This window comes from Actinoplanes sp. NPDC023801 (assembly GCF_040639655.1).
Lineage (GTDB): Bacteria > Actinomycetota > Actinomycetes > Mycobacteriales > Micromonosporaceae > Actinoplanes.
In genome coordinates this window covers 81,245-98,833 of sequence record NZ_JBFAAI010000004.1, presented here as the reverse complement: position 1 = coordinate 98,833, position 17,589 = coordinate 81,245, and the positions used below count along the sequence as shown (strand labels likewise).

The following is a 17,589-nucleotide window of genomic DNA, read 5'->3' as shown; positions in this document are numbered from 1 at the left end:
CCGGTCACCGCAAGTGCGGATCGATCAGGATCTTGGCGTCGCGGCCGGCGGCCAGGTCGTCGAAGGCGGCCGGGACGTCGTCGAGGCCCACGACCCTGGTGATCAGCTTGCGGGCGTCCACGCGACCGCGGGCGATCATGTGCAGGGTCTCGTCGAAGTCGGCCGGGTCGTAGCAGAACGAGAACCGCATCTGCAGTTCCTTGTTGATCGCCATGGTGGGCCGGAACGTGTCGGGGCGCATGCACACGCCGACCACGACGACCGTGGACAGGAACGGAGCCGCCGACACGATCTCCTCGATCACGCCGGGCAGGCCGACGCATTCGAAGACGACCGGGCCGCGCGGCCCGGCGCCCAGCCGCTTGGCGGCGCGCAGCACCCGCCGCCACGGCACCAGCGGGACGGCCCGCAGCGCGTGCAGGGCCTCGAGGCCGGCGCCGTAGTACTCGGGGGCGCTCGTGATCAGGCCGGGGTGGTCGCCGAGACGTTTCCACGGCGAGTCGCCGGACGGATCGACGACGTCGGCGCCGCACTGCCGGGCCAGTTCCCGCCGGGACTCGGAGTAGTCACTGGCCACGATGTGACGTACGCCGGCGGCTTTGAGCATGAGGATCACCGCGAGCCCGATGGGACCGCAACCGATCACCACGGCCGGGTCCTTGCGGCGCGGGCCGCCCATCCGGACGGCGTGGCGGGCGACGGCAAGCGGTTCAGTCAGGGCCGCGAGATCAGGATCGAGGCCACGCGGTACGGGCATGAGCGCGTCCTCGTCGGCGAGGACGTACTCGGCGTACCCGCCGGGTGCCGCCTCGGACAGCCCGGTCATGTGCACCTGGCCGTTGACGCGCAGCAGCGGCAGGGTGACGACCTGACTGCCGGCCCTCCACCGCTTCCGGCAGCCCGGCCCGTAGGCGACGATCTCGCCGGTGAACTCGTGTCCCATGACGACCGAGTGCCCGCGGCGCATGAAGTGCGGGTAACCGACCTCGGCGGCGATGTCGGCGCTGCCGTCCGCGTCGACGCGCACGTGCAGGTCGGAGCCGCAGATCCCGGTGCGCAGCACTTTCAGCAGCACCTGTCCCCGGCCGGGCTCGGGGGTGGGCATCTCGATCACCGACAGGACGGTGTCGTGCACGGCAACGGCTCTCATCGGTAGACCAGTCCGTTCATGAGGTCGGCGCGGTTGGTGGCGCGGGCGTCGGCCATCACGTCCTGCCGGATCGCCCACGGGTAGCGGGCGGTGGCCCGTGGCATGAGGTGCGCGGCCCGCCGCAGGTAGCCGGACTGCATGTCCATGAAGGGGAACGTCTCGCCGAGGTGGGCCGGCGCGACCGGTTCGACGACGGTCCGGCCGTGTTCGCCCATGTGGCGCAGGATCCGGGCGAGGAGCCGGGCGGTCATGTCGGAGCGGACCGTCCACGACAGGTTGATGTATCCGATGCAGACGCCGAGGTTGGGCAGGCCACTGAGCAGGTCGCCGTCGGGGACGATGCAGAGCCGCTGGTCCCATAGGGCGTACGGCGGGGCGAAGTCGCGGTCGGCGACCGCCTCCGAGCCGGTTCCGGCGACGACGCCTTTGCGCAGCAGGGCGCGCATCCGGTCCGGGAAGCGGCGGCACGCGCGGTAGAGCAGCCACTGCATGGTGATGTTCTTGGCCCGGGCGGCACGGTGGGCGGGCCCGGCCGGCAGGACGCGGCGCAACACGTCGGCGACGACGTCGCGGCGCGGCTGGGCCAGCACGTAGGTGGGGGTGCGCTGCAGCATGGTGACGTGCGCGGCGTCGCGGTCCATGGCCGGCACGATGGTGACCGCGGTGGCGCCGGAGCCGATCACCACGACGCGGCGGCCGCGGTGGTCCAGGCCGGCGGGCCAGAACTGCGGGTGCACCAGCTGCCCGCCGAATTCGCCCTTGATCTCCGGGTCGTGCGGGTCGTCGTAGTCGTAGTAGCCAGCGCAGAAGACCAGGAACCGGGCGCTGTGCTCGCCGTTGCCGGTGCTGACCTGCCAGCGGGACTCCGCCGTGGACCAGTTCGCCGCGGTGACCCGGGTGTTGTAGGTGATCAGCCGGTCGATGCCGGTCTCGCGGGCGGTGTCGGCGATGTAGTCGCGGATCCGGTCACCGCCGACGATCGAGTCGGCACCGCGCCACGGCCGGAACGGGAACGCCAGAGTGAAGAAGTCGGAGTCGGAGCGGACCCCGGGATAGCGGAACAGATCCCAGGTCCCGGCCATCGCGTCGCGGGCCTCGAGGATGCGGACGGTCAGGTCGGGGCGGGCCTGCCGGACGCGGTGGGCGACGTTGATCCCGGAGATCCCGGCGCCGACGACGAGCACATCGGTGGTCTGTGCCATCGCGCCTCCTTCACGTTGAGATCCCTCAGTGTGGAAGCGGCACCACCCGCCGGTCTTGACCCGCGACGACAACCTCACCGCGGATGCTGCGCGGGGCCGCACCCCACCAGCGATGGTCCGCCGGTGGTCCAGGCGAGTCCGAGCGAGGCGACGCCGGGCTGCCCGAGCATGCCGAGGTCGTGTTCGGCGGCCATCCGCAGCCCGAGGTCGGGCAGGTCGAGTTCCCGGGCGGCGTGGTCGAGCAGCCGGGCGAGGCGGTGCTCGGCGACCGGGATGTCGTCGTGGTCGAGGACGGCCGGGTCCAGTCCGACCGCGCGGACCAGCGCGGCGGGTTCACCGCCGCAGCGGCCGGCGATCACCGCCAGGCCGCGGATCCCCGCCGATCGTGTCGTCGCCACCGGCCCCTCCCGCTCCGAGACCCGCAAGATACCGCCGGACGGGGCTCAGCGGCGTACCGGCGTCCACCGAACCCGGCGTGCGTGTCATCGCCCGGCGGCCTCCATCGCGTCGTAGAGGCGGGCGGCGCCGGCCGGATCCGGAAGCGGCACGGGCTTCCCCCGGCGCAGTGCGGTCAGCGGCGCGGACGGCGGATCCTCCAGCAGCGCGGCCAGCGGCTTGGCCGCGGCCGCCGGGGACGCCCCGAACAGCGCCGCCGCCACACCGATCACCGACCGCAACGGCTGCCCGAAGTAGCGGTGCATGCCACTGTCGACGAACAGCGGGTTGTAGAGGACGTACCGGATCGGGCTGCCCGGAAAGCGGCCGGCGAACCCGGCGCCGAGCAGGTCGTTCGCCCGCGCCCCCTGCATGGTCATGGTCAGCAGCGAATATCCGCGGGTCAGTTGCAGGTCGTCCCAGTGGATGCGCCCGGCGCGGATCCCGCCGACCCCGCACAGATTCAGGATCACCGGCCGTGGCGCGCGTTCCAGGGCCGGGCGCAACCCGTCGGCGAGCAGATACCTCGCCACGACGCCGATCGCCCAGGTCCGTTCCAGGCCCTCGCCGGTCACCACCCGCCGCGACGAGAACCGGCCCGCCGACAGGACCAGGGCGTCGATCCGCTCCGGCAGCCGGCCGATCAGCTCCCGGGTCTGCGTCATCGACGACAGGTCGCCGTCGGCGCTGCCCAGGGCTACGACGTTCCAGCCGGTCATCTGCTCGGCGAGGGCCCGGCCGATTCCACGGGTACCGCCCGCGATCACCACAGTGCGCATACTGGGATCGTCTGCCCACCCGGCCGCGCCGCGAAAGAAGGCACATCCATGTCACCGGTCCTGCCGCTGCCCGTGACCACAGCCGAACGCGAGACCTGCGCGGCCACCGGCATCCTGCGGATGATCGGCGAGAAGTGGAGCGTCCTGGTCCTGGTGATCCTGCGCGACGGCGGCCCGTCCGGTTTCAACCAGCTCGATCGTACGGTCGAAGGCCTCTCCCGGCGCATCCTGACCCGGACCTTGCGCAACCTGGAGGCCAACGCTCTGATCAGCCGCCGCGAGACCGGCGACCGGGTCGAGTACGCCATCACCGACCTGGGCCGTTCTCTGCTGCCGCTGATCATCGCGGTCGGTGAGTGGGCGATCGAGCACGCCCCGCAGATCGCCGCCGCCCGTCAGGCCAGCGGCTTGCGATAACGGTGGTGCCGGGAGACGACCCGGAAACCGAACCGCTCGTAGAGGGTCAGCGCTCCGGCCGGATCGTGCCCCTCGGTCCGCAGTCGGGCCGGGCCGTCCAGATTCACCAGCGCCCGGGCGAGCAGCGCCGACGCCAGACCGTGCCGTCCGGCGCGGACGCGACAAGCGACCACTCCGGGTCGTCAGGCTGCGCCGGCCGCAACACGTATTCCATACGCTGGAGACACTGTCACACTTGCGTGGCCTGGTTCGTCCTGCAGGTATGAAACGCATTCTTGTCACCGGTTCCACCGGTACCCTCGGCCGCACGGTGGTCGCCCTTCTGCAGTCGCGCGGTGCCGAGGTCAACACCCTCAGCCGCCGTCCCGGCCGGGCCTCCCATCAGGGTGATCTCGTCACCGGCGCCGGGCTCGACGCGGCCCTCGACGGTGTCGGCACGGTCGTGCACTGCGCCAGCGACACCCGGGCCCAGGGCAAGACCGACGTGCCGGGTACCCGGCACCTGCTCGACGCCGCCGCCCGCGCCGGGCACCCCCACGTGATCTTCGTGTCGATCGTCGGGGTGGACCGGATCCCGTACCCGTACTACCGCGTCAAGCTCGAGGTCGAGGGCATGGTCGAGGCGTACGGCGGCACGATCCTGCGGGCCACCCAGTTCCACGACTTCGTGCTGTCCGGTGCCCGGCTCGCCGCCCGGCTGCCGTTCGTGCCGGCCCCGGACGTGCCGGTCCAGCCGGTCTCCACCGACGATGTCGCCGACCGGATCGTCGAGCTCGTCGACGCCCCGCCCGCGCCCGGCCGCGTCGCTGACCTGGGCGGACCCGAGGTGCTGCACGCCCCCGACGTGTTCCGTTCCTACCTCCAGGCGGTCGGCAGCCGCCGGCGGGTGGTCCCGGTCCGCCTGCCCGGTGCCGTTTTCCGCGCCTTCCGGCAGGGCCACCACCTGACCCCCGCCGGCGCCTCCTCCGGTGAGCGGTGGTCCAGCTTCCTCGACACCCTCTCGGGTACGCCTGCCGGGCGCTGATTCCGGACGGTGTGATGAGTTTCCGTGTCCGTACCGGTCTTACCTACGAAAGGACATCGAGACGGGAGGATGACGTGGTGGGTACGGACACACGGATCGAGGAGCCGGGCGTGCACGGTCTGGGCGAGGTCGACGAGCCGGCGTTCACGCGGCTGGCGGAACGGCACCGCCGGGAACTGCACGTGCACTGCTACCGGATGCTCGGCTCGTTCGAGGACGCCGAGGACACCGTGCAGGAGGCGTTGCTGCGGGCCTGGCGTGGCCGGGCCACGTTCCAGGGTCGATCCACGTTTCGTGCCTGGCTGTACCGGATCGCCACCAACGCCTGTCTGGACCTGCTCGCCAGGTGCCGCCCCGAACCGGCGACCGGCGGCGAGGTGCGGTGGCTGCAGCCGTACCCGGACCGGCTGCTCGACGAACTGCCCGCCGGTGACACCGACGAGCCGGAGACCGTCGCCGTCGCGCGGGAGACCATCGAACTGGCGTACCTGGTCGCCGTCCAGCATCTGGCGCCGCGCCCGCGGGCCGTGCTGATCCTGCGTGACGTGCTCGGCTGGCCGGCCAAGGACGTCGCGGAGCTGCTCGGCGACTCCGTCAACTCGGTCAACAGCGCGCTGCAGCGGGCCCGTGCCGGGATGCGGGAACACCTGCCCGCCGAGCGGCAGGACTGGACCGGCGGCGACGAGGACGCCGGCACGCGTGATCTGGTACGCCGCTTCACCGACGCCAGCGTGGCCGCCGACATCCCGGCACTCACCACGATGCTGCGCGACGACGTCCGCTTCTCGATGCCGCCCACGCCCGGCCTCTACGTCGGCCGCGACGCGGTCCTGAACGACTGGATCGCCGACGGCTACGCGGACATGACCGGCCTGCGCGCCGTCCCCACGGCCGTGAACCGGCAGCCCGCCGTCGCCTTCTACCACTGGCGCGAGCAGGAGGGGGCGTACCTGCCTCTGACGCTCGACGTCCTGCGCATCACCGGCGGTGCGATCACCGAGGTCACCGTCTTCCACGCCGACCGGTTCCCGGCGCTGGGCCTCCCGGATCGCCTGCCCGCGAACGGCACCGAGTAGTCGGGCGTGCGGACGCTCGCGCTGCCCGGTGGCGCGCGGGTCGAGGTGATCGCCGCCGAATGGCGCCACGCGTTCGCCGTCGTCATCCGCGGGCGGGTGCAGCTGGAGCTGCGCGACGGCGAACCGGGCCCGGTCCTCGGGCGCGACGCCTCGTTCTGGCTCCACGGCACCGGCGTCCGAGCCTTGCGCAACCCCGGCCGTCGTACGGCGGAAGTGCACGTAGTCACGCCCGGACCACCACCGACAGTCAACCCACTCGTGGAGGAACCCCATGACCAGCCGAACTGACACCAGCGTCGCCGCCGTCCCGGCCACCGGCCAGACCCACCGGTTCCGCGGCCTCGTCGGCACCGGCCTCGCCGCCACTCTCGCCGCGACGGCGGCCACCACCCTGGCCGCCGCGGTCGCCGGGGCCGCCGGCGTCGACTTCGAGATCCCCGACGGCGGCGAGACGATCCCGCTGCCCGGGTTCGCCGTCGTGACGGCCTTCTTCTCGGTCGTCGGCATCGTCATCGCCGTCGCGCTGCTGCGCTGGAGTGCCCGCCCCGCCGGCCGATTCCTGTGGACGACAGTGGTGCTGACCGCGGTCTCGTTCATCCCGTCGGTCCTCTCCGGGGGCTCACCCGCGACCGTCCTCACCCTGGTCGCACTGCATGTCGTCGCCGCGGCCGTGATGATCCCCGCGCTGACCCGCGGCCTCCGCGCCTGCACCTCATGACCGGCATCGCCGGCCGTACTCGAGGCCGGTCAGCCGTGGCGGATGGGTGGCCGTGCTACGGCTGAGCCGCGCCGGAATCCGGTGGCGGCCCGGGTGCGGGGTACGCCAAGGTGAGCTGTGATCACCATCCAGCGGGTACGTGTGCGGTGGAGCGCCTCGGGCCGGGGCGCCGCCCACGCGAACGTCCGGCGTGGGCTGTGCCGCCCGATGCGGCTGCCCGCGGCACTGCCGGACGATGAGGTGGCGCTCCACGACGTGCTCGCCGACGAGGCAACCGGCTACGCGATCACCGAGCGGGTGCTCGGTGGCGGCGCGGAGGTGTCCCATCGCGCCGGCCTGTGGCTCGGTGTGGACGGCGACGTGCTGACGGTCGACCGGTTGCCGGGGCTCGCGGTGTTCCCGGACCGGGGCGGATCGGACCGGCTGTTCACGCTGAGGCCCCGGCAGGTGGGCCAGTACCGGGCCAACGTCCGGCTCACCGGGCACTGCTGCAGTCCGAGCTGGTATTACGAGGACTGGCTGATCCGCGTCGGGCACAGCGGAACCCGTCCCGAGGAGTTCGACCGGCGGGAACCGGCCCGGGACGTCGACCACCGGACACATCTCTACGGCGGACGGAGACGGCGTGAGTCTTGACATCGCGGTCTGGGTGCGAGACGACAACGCCTACGCCGGTCGTGCGGTCGTCAAGAGCCAGCCCGGCACCGGTACGGGAGTGGGCAGCGAGAATTGCCGCTACAGCCTCTGGGGTTCCGAGACGGCCCGGCGGCTCGGCGCGGATGCGGAACGCCGCCGAACGTGCCGAGGCCATCGGCGGCGGCGTCATCGTCTGGCAGCCGATCAGGGGCCTTCCGGTTCCCAGAGCAGCAGCTGGCGATGATGGGTGAAGCCGGTCCGCAGGTAGAAGCCGACCGCGCGGCGCCCGGAGTGGACGGTCACGTGCAGCAGCCCGCGGCTGCGGGCCTCGGCCAGGATCGCGGCCATCAGTGCGGCACCGATGCCGCGATCGCGGTACTGCTCGCGGACCATGACCGACTGGATGTCGCCGTACCGGCGCTCGAACGACCCGTTGCCGGGCACCCGCTCCGCGATCAGCAGCCAGGCACACCCGGCCACGACGCCGTCGACCTCGGCGACGAACGGCAGATGCGTCTCCCGGTGGGCGGCCACCCATGCGGCGTACGCCGGAAGGCCGTCGGGTCCGATGTCCCGCAGCTCCGCGAGCACGGCCACATCCGCCGGCCCGGCGATCCGCACGATCACGCCGCGAAGTATAGGTGGAGACGAGTCCGCCACCCCGCCGGCATGATCATCTCCATGAATGCCGAACCCCGGATCCGAGACCGGCTCGATGAAGCCCGGTCGCGGACCAGCGGTCTCCAAATCGTCGCGGGTGGCGAGGCGTTGGGTGCCTTGCCGACCAGGAGTTGCCGCGCCGGTGGTCTGTGGCAAGCTGGCCGCGTGGCTGAATGGACGGACGACCTGACGGTGCCGCTGCCACCCGGCTGCACCCCCGCTGACGTGGTCGACCTGCTCGTGCAGGTTGCCGGCCGCCCGTCGGCCGGGGACGAAGCGGTCCGGGTGCTCGGTGTCCGGTACGCCATCGCGTCGGACGACGCCGAGTTCCTCTACGACCGCTTCTGCGGTGGGCTGGTCCGGGCCGCGACCGGCAATCCGCTGAACTGCCCGCCCGCCGACAAGGATCCCGTTGCCTGGGAGAGTTTCCAGCGCGGCATCACCGACCCGTACCTGGTGGGACGTGGCCATCCGGGGTTGGCTCCGGGCTGACGAACCTACACCGTGCCGGCCCGCCAGGTGAGCCGCGTACACATGGAGCACGTACAGCTGCCGCGACCACATCGCGGCAGCGTCCACCGGCGGGCCGGACAGGATCGCGGCACTAACCATGGGCCGGATCGACCGGGACGCGGCTGTCGTGGTCGTCGAGGACGTAGCAGGCCGTCGCGCGGGCGCGGTAGAGCCGGAAGCCGGCCGGTGCGACGACATCGGCCACCTGCCAGGTACGGCCACCGGCCCCCACCGCCCGGGCGGAGTAGATCGCCACGGCCTTCTCCAGTTCGGCGTCCGGGACCTGTCCGGCCACCGCTTCGACGTAGACGGCCTGGCCCTGCCCGATCGGCACGGTCGAGTCGAAGACGACGAGGCCGACGTCCGGGCGGACCGCGATGGCGGCCGAGTGGCGCGTCGACGGCCGGGACAGCCAGAAGAAGTCGGTGTAACGGTCGGCGGCGAACCAGAGGGGCGTGGCCCACGGCCTGCCGTCATCGCCGGCGGTGGCGAGCGTCAGGTACCCGTTGGCATCGATGATCTTCCGCGCGATCGCGGTGAGGTCCCCGGTCATCAGTCTTTTATAGGCCCGCGTCGCGGTTGCTGCTGGCCATGGCCGTACGGTGATGGAAAGATCGGTTTTGTGATCGACCCGGTGAAAAAGGCAGTGCTGCGTGGTCCCGGCGAGGGAGAACTGATCCGGGTCGCCGGAGTGGACCACTTCTTCAAACTGACCGCCGCCGACACCGGTGGCCGGTTCGCTATGGAGGAGTTCACGCTTCCGCCGGGAATCATCGGGGCGCGTCCGCATGTCCATCACGGCCACGACGAATACTTCTACGTTCTCGAGGGCGAACTCACCCTGCATGACGGCGAGGGTGAGGTCACCGCCGGGCCCGGCAATTCTCTTTCCGCGGTACGGGGTGCGCCGCACGGCTTTCGCAACGCCGGTTCCGTTCCGGTGCGTGGATTGTGCCTGTACACGCCCGCCGGATATGAGGACTACTTCCGGCAGGTTCATGCGGCCGTCGACGCCGGAGCAGAGGTGACCGATGCGCTGCTCACCGAGTTTCGCAGCCGTTTCCGGACCACCGCCTGGCCATAGGGCGGCCGGGCCGGAAAATGGCGCCCGGCACCGTACTCTCGACTCACTTCCGAGGCGACAAGGGGAATCATGCGCATCACCGTGCTGGGTGCAGGTTCGTGGGGTACGACCGTCGCATCGGTTCTCACCCGCCGGGATCACGAGTCGCTGATCTGGGCCCGTAACCCGGCCACCGCCGACGAGATCAACGCCAAGCACACCAACGAGCGTTACCTCGCGGGTTTCCCCCTCCCCGACCGGCTCCGGGCCACCGCCGACCTCGCCGAGGCGGCGGCCCATGCCGAGCTGCTGGTCGTCGGCGTGCCGACCGGAGCGTTCCGCGAGACCCTCGAGCTCGTACGCCCGGACCTGCATCCGTGGATCCCGGTGGTGAGCCTCAGCAAGGGCATGGAACGGGACTCGCTGCTGCGGATGACCGAGGTGATCAAGCAGGTGCTGCCGGGGCATCCGGCCGCCGCGCTGACCGGGCCCAACCTGGCCAAGGAGATCATGGCCGGGATGGCGGCGGCCACCGTGATCGCCACCGAGGACCTGACCGTCGCCACCGAGATCCAGCGGGTGTTCCGGCGCGGCCTGCTGCGCGTCTACACCAACCACGACGTGATCGGCTGCGAGGTCGGCGGCGCCCTGAAGAACGTCGTGGCGATCGCCACCGGCATCGCCCAGGGCCTGGGCGTCGGCGACAACACCCGGGCCGGGGTGATCTCGCGTGGCCTGGCGGAACTGACCACCCTGGCGGTCGCGATGGGCGGCGAACCGAGCACGCTGGCCGGACTGGCCGGCATGGGCGACCTGGTGGCCACGTGCATCAGCCCGCACAGCCGCAACCGGCACGTCGGTGAGCAACTCGGCCGCGGCCGCAGCCTCGACGACATCCTCGCCGAGATGGGGCAGGTCGCCGAGGGCGTCAAGACCGTGCACGCGGCGGTCCAGCTCGCCGACCGATACGACCTGGCCATGCCCATCACCCGTACGATCCACCGCGTGATCACGGGCGACATCACGGCCGAGCACGCCTACGCCGGCCTGCTGCGCACCCACCCCGCCGGCCACGAGTCCGAGCCCGGCTGACGAACGCACCGGCGGCAGAAAATGACAGCGATCTACAGCGAAGGTCCCGACGGCTGGCAGTTGATCACTCCTCAGGGTTTCCCGAACGAGCGCACTCTTCAGGAGCTGGTGGCGCAGGCGCCTGATCTTCTTCCACTCAGTGGCAATCCACGGGTGGTTGTGCTGGGGCGGGAGGTGCTGATCGGCAGTGGCTACGTCGACGTTCTGGCTATCGAAGCGACCGGCGAGCCCGTTCTCATCGAGGTCAAGCTGCATAACAACGCCGAGTCCCGCCGTGCCGTCGTGGCGCAGGTCCTCTCCTACGCCGCCGGTCTGCACGGCATGACGGTCGACGAATTCGAGGGAAACGTGCTCGCCAAGTGTCTCGCCGGGCGCAGCCTGGTGGATCGGATCCGCGATGTGGCGCAGGCGGAGGCCGCTGACGCTGAGGACCTGCGGCGAAATGTGCACGACACGCTGCAGACAGGCGCTTTCCGGCTCGTGCTCGTGCTCGACCAGGCGCCGCCTGATCTGGTGCGTCTCGTGGGCTACCTGGAGGCGGTATCGGCACAGGACCTCGTGATCGACTTGATCACGGTCTCGTCGTACGACATCAACGGGCAACGTGTCGTAGTGCCGCAGCGGGTCCAACCAGAGATTCCGTCACCCGTTGAGTACTCCCGCCAGGAGGACGGGGCGAGCCCGCGCTCGCAGGCGGGCGGATTCGCGTACGGTCTGGAGCCGTTCCGCGAACGTGTGGCCGCAGCTCCCGCCGAGCACCAGATCTCACTGAGTAAATTGGTCACCTGGGCTGAACGTGTCAGGCAAGCTCATCTTGCCGAGATAGGAACATATTTCGGCAAACGCGGCGAAGCCGTGCTGCTCCCCCGGCTGCTACCCGAGTCAGCAGGGCTGACGTCGCTGTATTGCTGGCCGGACGGGCGACCGGCGATCCAGCTCTGGCGCTCGGTGTTCGAGCGGCGAGCCCCACTGAGCATCGCGGCCGTAACTGATGCCGCCGGTACGGAGATCGGTCAGGGCAACATGGTGCAAACCTTTGACGACCGCCTGCTCGAGGCGCTGTTCCAGGCATATCAGGAAGCCGCAGAAACGGCGGGATAGCAGCCGGCCGGCCGTACCGAGCTTCAGACATCAGCTGCCGCGTAATTAGGAGGCCTCGCCCGTTGCCGGCGTCTAGATTGGCCCCAGTCGAACGCGCGGGGGGTCGCATGACGGTTTTCGGCTGCGGTACCTGTGGGTCTGCTCTGACGGTGCCGGTGTCGCGGGTGGCACTTCCGGTCCACGCGCAGCAGAAGTACGGAAACGGGCCGGGTTCACTCGACCCGGTGCTGGAACCCGGCACGTACGCGGTGAATCCGTTGCCCTCCGGTTCGCCGTGGCGTCCGTGGGCCGAACTCGAAGCCGGTGAGGCCGAGGCACTCGGCTGGTACGCGCCGAGGTTCGGGGTCTCCGACGGGCCCACCGGCAGTGTTCTGCTCGCCCCGGGCGACGTCCGCGGTGTCGTCATCGATCCGGCGCTGGTCGGCGGTGCGGGCTGCTGCGGCCTCGACGGCGGTGACCCCAACATGGTGTGCGTCACCTGCGGTACGCCCGTGGCCACCCGGATCGACGACTGCGGCCTGCGGCAGGCGGTGTGGCTGGACCCGTCGACGACCGACCTGATCGAGGACGGTCCCGGCCCGCATCCGGTGCTGGGCTGGACGGAACTGCCCGGACAGCGGCCCGGTGTCCCGCCGACGGAACCGGGCGGCATGTGGAATCCGATGTGGGAGGCCGCCGTCGCCTCGGCGCTGGCGCATCTGCTGGCCGCTTCGGGCGGCGACCCGATCCTCATCCCGGATCAGCGGGCCGCCGGATTCTTCCGGCCCGCTCTCGACCGTCTTCTCGGCCCGGCCGGTACGGGACCCGAACGCACCCTCGTCCTGGCCGGGCCGGGTCTTCCAGCCGCGGACGGCGACCTCGCTCTCGTGCCGGAACATCCGCAGACCGGCGAACACTGGCCGACCGCCCACCCGGCTCCGCAGACCGGCGAAAACCGGCCGACCGCCCAGCCGGTCCCGCAGACCGGCGACAACCGGCCGGTCGCCCAGACGGTAAAGCTGGTCCCGCTGGCCTGGGACGTCTGGCGGCACCTGGCGTTCCACCGCGACCCGAAGCCGGTCGGACGGTCCGTCCCCGTCCCGCCGGAGGCGTTGCCCGAACTGCACCCGTACCGATTCATGCCGGACGGCTCGATCTTCGTGAGTGTTCTGGCCCGGTTGCCCGAGGTGCGGCAGCCCAGGCTGCGTGCCATCTACGACCGGGCCGGCCCCTACGGTTACGGCTTGCACCTGTTCTGATCGGCACCCGGCCCCAGGCAGTCGCGCCGGCGGTCCGCCGCCTCCGCCAGCCGTGCGATGTGGACCGCGCGCTCGATGAGCAGGCGCCTCAGGTACGGGACGAGCAGCAGCCGGCTCGCCACAGCACCCAGCGGACCGAAAGGCGCGCGGATCGTCATCCGGTCGATCATCCGGGTACGCCCGGCCCCGGCATCCTCGAACCAGTGCTCGTGGCGCATCGATCGGAACGGGCCACGCGTCTGCTCGTCGACGAAGTGGCGTGGGCGGTCATGGGCGGTGATCCGGCTGGTCATACGCCAGCGCAGACCGAAGTGGCGAGCGCGGAACGTCACCTCGTCTCCGGGTCCCAGCCGCCGGGCGCCGGTGCTGGTCGCTGCGCTCTCCCCGCTGCGGGCCATGGAGTCCGCGTGCACGTCCACGTCCAGTTCCAGGTCGAACACCGTCGCCGGGGCGGCGTTGATGATCGAAACGACTTCGATCATGGCCGGCACAGCCCTCAGCCTAGCGCCGGTAGTGAAGCGAACGCCGCGTCCACGAGGGCGCCGTCACGGCCGTGCCTGCGGCGGTAGTCCTCGTACGGGTAGTCGGCGATCGGCAGCCAGGACCGGTGCCCGCGCATCGGGTGGTTTTTCTGTGTCACCGCCCCCGAGTTGAGCCGGCAGAGTGCGATCCGCCGCCCGTGCCGCTCGACGAGCGCACGGGTGTCGACGTGGAGGACCACCTGACCGTCGGTGCGGTACTCCTTCGCCTGGCGCAGGCGGTCCAGGCGCTCCCGTCTGGCCCAGAAGAAGACCCTGGAGTTGATGGCGGTGAGGTACTCGGCCAGCGACGAGCCCGGCTCGATCTTCTCGGCGATGAACTTCATCGGTTTCTGGTCGCGGATCACGGCCGGCGGCAGGTCGGGAGCATGCAGGACGGTGGACTGCTTGCGCGGTTCGCTCAGCAGCCGTTCGCGTTCGGCGGCGCCGAGGCCGAACAGGTCGATCAGTCGCCGCGTGGACAGCAGGCCGTGCCGTTGCACCGACGGCCAGGCGGTCGCCGGCATGGTGTGAAAGACCCGCGGGTGCCGTACGACCAGTTCCTCGACGTCCATGGCGGTCATGATGCCGCACGTCGGGCGGCAAGCGGGTGCTGGTCGAGGCCGGGACGGGCCCGCACTCGCCGCGGAATTGGGTTACGGTATCGAACCGTGCCGATGATCTTGGAGTGGTGGCAGTCGGTACGGCTGCCCGCGATCTCGCCGCGCACCGCCGACATCCTGCTCACGGTGGCCGCGACGGCCGCGCAGCTGGCGCCGTTCGTGTCGGCCGAGCCGACCGGCGGCGCCGAACACTGGCCGTGGCAGATGTACCTTCCGCCGATCGCGGCGAGCCTGCCGCTGCTGTGGCGGCGGCGGGCGCCGTTCCTGATGCTGCTCGTCTGCTTCGCCGCGTCGCAGGCCTACAACGCGTTCCCGCTCGGGCCGTCCCAGCCGATCTTCTACGCGGCGCTGGCCTGTGTCTTCACGGTGGCCGAGCGGGGCGAACGCTGGCAGCGCCGGGTGCTGCTCGGCGGGCTGGCGGTCAGCGCGCTGACGCTGAGCGGTTCCCTGGCCACCACGGCACGCGGCATGATGCTCAACGTCACGGCGTACGCCCTGGGTCGCGCCTGGGCGGCACGCCGGCTGAACCTCGACGTGCTCGCCGAACGCGCACGGCACCTGGAACGGGAGAACGCGCTCGCCGCCGAGCTGGAACGGGCGCGGATCGCCCGGGACCTGCACGACATCCTCGCCCACGGACTGGCCGTGATGGTGGCCCAGGCGGAGGCCGGCGCGGCTGACGTGCGGCGGCACCCGGAGCGGGCCGAGGCCTCGTTCGACACGATCACGGTCGTCGGCCGGGACGCGATGGCCCAGCTGCGCCGGGTGGTCGCCCGGTCCCGGGCGGCCGGCGACGAGCCGGTCAGCGGGCCCCGGCTGTCCGGGTTGCCGGAGCTCGCGGCCCGGGTCTCGACCGCCGGTCCGCGCGTGAGCGTCACCCACGTCGGCGAGGCCCGGCCGGTCCCGGCGGACGTCGAGGTAGCGGCCTACCGGATCGTGCAGGAGGCCCTGACCAACGTGGTCAAGCACGCCGCGGCGACCAGTGCCGAGGTCCGGCTCTTCTGGAGCGGGGAGGAACTGCGCGTGACTGTCGACGACGACGGCCGTCCGGGCGCGAACCAGCCCGGTGAGGGCGGTGCCGGCCTGATCGGGATGCGGGAGCGGGCCGGTGCTTTCGGCGGCAGTGTGACGGCTGGTGCCCGCGGCGACGGCCGGGGCTTCCACGTCGAGGCGCACCTGCCCCTCGGCAGGGCGACAGGGGTGCTGGCATGAGCATCCGGGTGGTGATCGCCGACGACCAGGAACTGATCCGGGACGCGTTCGCCCGGATCCTGGACAGTGAGCCGGACATCGAGGTCGTCGCGGAGGCCGCCGACGGGGCACAGGCTGTCGACGCGGTCCACGCGCATCGTCCGGATCTGGTGCTGCTCGACATCCGGATGCCGGTGATGGACGGGATCGAGGCCGCGCGGCGGGTGTGCTCGCAGACCAGCACGCGGGTGCTGATCCTGACGACCTTCGACGAGGACGACTACGTCTACGAGGCGTTACGGGCCGGCGCAAGCGGTTTCCTGCTCAAGGATGTCCGCCGTACGCAGCTCATCGACGCGGTCCGGGTCGCGGCGGCCGGCGAGTCCCTGCTGGCGCCCGCCGTGACGACCCGCCTGATCCAGCAGGTGGTCAGGATGCGCCAGCACCCGCCGGTGGCCGAGCACGGCCTCGACGCGATCACCGCCCGTGAGCGGGACGTCCTGCGCCTGCTCGGCCGGGGCCGGTCCAACGCGGAGATCGCGGCGGAGTTCGTGCTCAGCGAACACACCGTGAAGACGCACGTCAGCAACGTACTGACCAAATTGGGTCTGCGGGACCGGGCGCAGGCGGTCGTCGTCGCGTACGAGAGTGGCCTGATCCGCCCCGGCGAGGCGGATTGAGAATACCTCTGTGGAGGGATGCGAACGGCTCTCGGCGGCGATGTCCGGGAGCCTCCGGTTCAGCAGCATAGCCGGTGTGAACACGCTTCGACTTCTCATGGCCGCCGCGGTCGCCGCGGCCCCTCTGCTGGTCCCGGCGCCCGCGCAGGCCGCACCCACCGACGTCGTCAGCAGGCCGATGACGTTCGCCAACGAGACCGGCGAGCAGCTGGACGGCCTGATCTACACGCCGGCGAAGGCGCAGCCGGGGACGTTGCCGGGCCTGGTGCTGCTGCACGGTTCCGGCCGGGGGCGGCACGACACGCTGCGGACGGAGGCGGAGGCGTTCGCCGCGCAGGGCATCGCCGTGCTCGCCTACGACAAACGAACCGTCGGCTACGACGACGTCAACCGTGACTATCGCGCGCTGGCCCGGGACGCGGTGGACGCCGTCGAGGCGCTGAGCGGTCAGCCGGGCGTCGACCCCGGCCATGTCGGCGTCTGGGGCATCAGTGAGGGTGGCTGGGTGGCGCCGATGGCCGCCGCCGCGTCCACGCAGGTCGACTTCGCGGTACTGGCCTCGGCGCCCGCCTTCAGCCCGATGCGCACCGAGCGATGGAACACCCGCAACAAGATCAACGACGCGGGCGTACGGGGATCGCTGGTCCGGGCCCTGTCGGATCTGCCGCTGCGCATCCTCGAGGACGCCGGCAGCTTCGCCGAGTCGCGCTACGAACCCGGCCCGGTGTTCGCGTCGGTGACCCAGCCGGTCCTTGCGGTCTACGGCGGCCGGGACGTGCAGGTGCCGCCGCAGGAGAGCGCGCGCGAACTGGCCCGGACCCTTCGCGGCCACCTGAGCGTACGTGTGCTGCCGGAATCCGGTCACCTGCTGCGGGAAGGTGACGCCGACCACGGCTGGACCGCGTACCCCGGTTACCCGCAGATCGTCGGTGACTGGGTGCGCGCCGTCGCGACGGGCACCCCGCCGGCCGCCGTCATCGACCCGGTTCCGGCGCAGCGGGAGCAGAGTGAGCCGGTGTCACCGGCCGCGCCGTGGGAACGCTGGCAGGTGCAGCTGGCGGTGTTCGCGCTGATCGTGCTGCTGCCGGCGGCGTACCCGATCATGGGTTTGATCCGTCGTCCGCGTGGCCGGCGGAGCCCGGGTCAGGCGTCGCCGGCGCTGCTCGCCGGGCTGATCCCGGTCACCGCGCTGAGCGCTCTGGCCTACCTGTACGTGGTGCTGGACGGTTCGGACTACCGGGGCATCTACCCGGGGCCGGTGTTCGCGGGCCGGCCGGTGGGCTGGCTGGTGCTGCAGGCGCTGTCCGTCGCGACCCTGGTCACCACTGCGGTCGTGGTGCGGCGCTTCCGGCAGGACGGTACCGACCGGGCCCGGTCAGCGGTCGTGCTCGGTGGTGCGGCCCTGTTCGTACCGTGGGCGTTGTTCTGGGGTCTGCTGCTGCCGTGAGGCTTCCCGGACGCGGGAGGCCGTTC

At 71.3% G+C, this 17,589-nt stretch carries 23 protein-coding genes; 14 read left to right on the top strand and 9 right to left on the bottom strand.

Annotated features, from left to right (window positions below; genetic code table 11):
- Positions 1–4: 4 nt before the first annotated feature.
- The 4 genes from AB0G04_RS10195 to AB0G04_RS10180 all read right to left on the bottom strand — a co-directional run bounded on the left by AB0G04_RS10195 (position 5) and on the right by AB0G04_RS10180 (position 3,566).
- Positions 5–1,150: a zinc-binding dehydrogenase gene (locus AB0G04_RS10195; RefSeq protein WP_360979682.1), complete on the bottom strand. Its 1,146-nt coding sequence runs from the start codon at positions 1,148–1,150 to the stop codon at positions 5–7.
- Positions 1,147–2,352 (bottom strand): NAD(P)/FAD-dependent oxidoreductase, encoded by a 1,206-nt coding sequence (locus AB0G04_RS10190; RefSeq protein WP_360979679.1) that lies wholly within the window; start codon positions 2,350–2,352, stop codon positions 1,147–1,149. The genes AB0G04_RS10195 and AB0G04_RS10190 overlap by 4 nt, the downstream gene beginning before the upstream one ends.
- A gap of 74 nt (positions 2,353–2,426) precedes the next feature.
- Positions 2,427–2,750 (bottom strand): AraC family transcriptional regulator ligand-binding domain-containing protein, encoded by a 324-nt coding sequence (locus AB0G04_RS10185; RefSeq protein ID WP_360979677.1) that lies wholly within the window; start codon positions 2,748–2,750, stop codon positions 2,427–2,429.
- Between the two features lie 84 nt (positions 2,751–2,834).
- On the bottom strand, positions 2,835–3,566 hold the full coding sequence (locus AB0G04_RS10180) for a hypothetical protein (RefSeq protein WP_360979674.1): 732 nt from the start codon (positions 3,564–3,566) through the stop codon (positions 2,835–2,837).
- A gap of 48 nt (positions 3,567–3,614) precedes the next feature.
- On the opposite strand from AB0G04_RS10180, the gene AB0G04_RS10175 reads away from it, so the two are divergent.
- Positions 3,615–3,983: a helix-turn-helix domain-containing protein gene (locus AB0G04_RS10175; RefSeq protein ID WP_360979671.1), complete on the top strand. Its 369-nt coding sequence runs from the start codon at positions 3,615–3,617 to the stop codon at positions 3,981–3,983.
- On the opposite strand, the gene AB0G04_RS10170 is transcribed toward AB0G04_RS10175, so the two are convergent.
- Entirely contained in the window at positions 3,962–4,156 is a 195-nt protein-coding gene (locus AB0G04_RS10170) for a hypothetical protein (protein WP_360979668.1), read from the bottom strand. The two genes, AB0G04_RS10175 and AB0G04_RS10170, sit on opposite strands and share 22 nt — an antisense overlap.
- An 89-nt stretch (positions 4,157–4,245) precedes the next feature.
- Between AB0G04_RS10170 and AB0G04_RS10165 the strand changes: the two genes are divergently transcribed.
- From AB0G04_RS10165 to AB0G04_RS10145, 5 genes are all read left to right on the top strand, one after another.
- Positions 4,246–5,007, top strand: coding sequence for an NAD(P)H-binding protein (locus tag AB0G04_RS10165; protein WP_360979665.1), 762 nt, complete (start codon positions 4,246–4,248; stop codon positions 5,005–5,007).
- Between the two features lie 77 nt (positions 5,008–5,084).
- Positions 5,085–6,083 carry an RNA polymerase subunit sigma-70 gene (locus AB0G04_RS10160; RefSeq protein WP_360979662.1) on the top strand — a complete coding sequence of 333 codons (999 nt, stop codon included), beginning with the start codon at positions 5,085–5,087 and terminating at the stop codon, positions 6,081–6,083.
- 6 nt (positions 6,084–6,089) lie between these two features.
- Positions 6,090–6,371 carry a hypothetical protein gene (locus AB0G04_RS10155; RefSeq protein WP_360979659.1) on the top strand — a complete coding sequence of 94 codons (282 nt, stop codon included), beginning with the start codon at positions 6,090–6,092 and terminating at the stop codon, positions 6,369–6,371.
- Positions 6,355–6,801, top strand: coding sequence for a DUF6069 family protein (locus AB0G04_RS10150; RefSeq protein ID WP_360979656.1), 447 nt, complete (start codon positions 6,355–6,357; stop codon positions 6,799–6,801). Before AB0G04_RS10155 ends, AB0G04_RS10150 begins: the two co-directional genes overlap by 17 nt.
- Before the next feature lie 117 nt (positions 6,802–6,918).
- Positions 6,919–7,437, top strand: a complete 519-nt coding sequence (locus AB0G04_RS10145; RefSeq protein ID WP_360979653.1) for a hypothetical protein — start codon at positions 6,919–6,921, stop codon at positions 7,435–7,437.
- Positions 7,438–7,641: 204 nt separating this feature from the next.
- On the opposite strand, the gene AB0G04_RS10140 is transcribed toward AB0G04_RS10145, so the two are convergent.
- On the bottom strand, positions 7,642–8,064 hold the full coding sequence (locus tag AB0G04_RS10140; protein WP_360979650.1) for a GNAT family N-acetyltransferase: 423 nt from the start codon (positions 8,062–8,064) through the stop codon (positions 7,642–7,644).
- A gap of 198 nt (positions 8,065–8,262) precedes the next feature.
- On the opposite strand from AB0G04_RS10140, the gene AB0G04_RS10135 reads away from it, so the two are divergent.
- The gene (locus tag AB0G04_RS10135) at positions 8,263–8,589 is read left to right on the top strand and encodes a hypothetical protein (RefSeq protein WP_360979647.1); all 327 of its coding nucleotides are present in this window, start codon (positions 8,263–8,265) and stop codon (positions 8,587–8,589) included.
- 112 nt (positions 8,590–8,701) lie between these two features.
- Here AB0G04_RS10135 and AB0G04_RS10130 read toward each other — a convergent pair whose 3' ends face one another.
- Complete coding sequence (locus tag AB0G04_RS10130; RefSeq protein ID WP_360979644.1) at positions 8,702–9,163, bottom strand: pyridoxamine 5'-phosphate oxidase family protein; 462 nt, start codon at positions 9,161–9,163, stop codon at positions 8,702–8,704.
- Between the two features lie 81 nt (positions 9,164–9,244).
- Here AB0G04_RS10130 and AB0G04_RS10125 point away from each other — a divergent pair, with 81 nt between their 5' ends.
- The 4 genes from AB0G04_RS10125 to AB0G04_RS10110 all read left to right on the top strand — a co-directional run bounded on the left by AB0G04_RS10125 (position 9,245) and on the right by AB0G04_RS10110 (position 13,104).
- Complete coding sequence (locus AB0G04_RS10125; RefSeq protein ID WP_360979641.1) at positions 9,245–9,694, top strand: cupin domain-containing protein; 450 nt, start codon at positions 9,245–9,247, stop codon at positions 9,692–9,694.
- A gap of 69 nt (positions 9,695–9,763) precedes the next feature.
- The gene (locus AB0G04_RS10120; RefSeq protein WP_360979638.1) at positions 9,764–10,765 is read left to right on the top strand and encodes an NAD(P)H-dependent glycerol-3-phosphate dehydrogenase; all 1,002 of its coding nucleotides are present in this window, start codon (positions 9,764–9,766) and stop codon (positions 10,763–10,765) included.
- Positions 10,766–10,786: 21 nt separating this feature from the next.
- Positions 10,787–11,866 (top strand): hypothetical protein, encoded by a 1,080-nt coding sequence (locus AB0G04_RS10115; RefSeq protein ID WP_360979634.1) that lies wholly within the window; start codon positions 10,787–10,789, stop codon positions 11,864–11,866.
- Positions 11,867–11,973: 107 nt separating this feature from the next.
- Entirely contained in the window at positions 11,974–13,104 is a 1,131-nt protein-coding gene (locus tag AB0G04_RS10110) for a hypothetical protein (RefSeq protein WP_360979631.1), read from the top strand.
- Here AB0G04_RS10110 and AB0G04_RS10105 read toward each other — a convergent pair.
- Together AB0G04_RS10105 and AB0G04_RS10100 are read right to left on the bottom strand one after the other, a co-directional pair.
- Positions 13,083–13,586, bottom strand: coding sequence for an SRPBCC family protein (locus tag AB0G04_RS10105; protein ID WP_360979628.1), 504 nt, complete (start codon positions 13,584–13,586; stop codon positions 13,083–13,085). The two genes, AB0G04_RS10110 and AB0G04_RS10105, sit on opposite strands and share 22 nt — an antisense overlap.
- A gap of 14 nt (positions 13,587–13,600) precedes the next feature.
- Complete coding sequence (locus tag AB0G04_RS10100; protein ID WP_360979625.1) at positions 13,601–14,206, bottom strand: hypothetical protein; 606 nt, start codon at positions 14,204–14,206, stop codon at positions 13,601–13,603.
- A gap of 93 nt (positions 14,207–14,299) precedes the next feature.
- On the opposite strand from AB0G04_RS10100, the gene AB0G04_RS10095 reads away from it, so the two are divergent.
- The 3 genes from AB0G04_RS10095 to AB0G04_RS10085 all read left to right on the top strand — a co-directional run bounded on the left by AB0G04_RS10095 (position 14,300) and on the right by AB0G04_RS10085 (position 17,563).
- Positions 14,300–15,457 carry a sensor histidine kinase gene (locus AB0G04_RS10095; RefSeq protein WP_360980760.1) on the top strand — a complete coding sequence of 386 codons (1,158 nt, stop codon included), beginning with the start codon at positions 14,300–14,302 and terminating at the stop codon, positions 15,455–15,457.
- Positions 15,454–16,116, top strand: coding sequence for a response regulator transcription factor (locus AB0G04_RS10090; RefSeq protein ID WP_360979622.1), 663 nt, complete (start codon positions 15,454–15,456; stop codon positions 16,114–16,116). The genes AB0G04_RS10095 and AB0G04_RS10090 overlap by 4 nt, the downstream gene beginning before the upstream one ends.
- A gap of 76 nt (positions 16,117–16,192) precedes the next feature.
- Complete coding sequence (locus AB0G04_RS10085) at positions 16,193–17,563, top strand: prolyl oligopeptidase family serine peptidase (RefSeq protein WP_360979619.1); 1,371 nt, start codon at positions 16,193–16,195, stop codon at positions 17,561–17,563.
- The last annotated feature ends 26 nt before the right edge of the window (positions 17,564–17,589 follow it).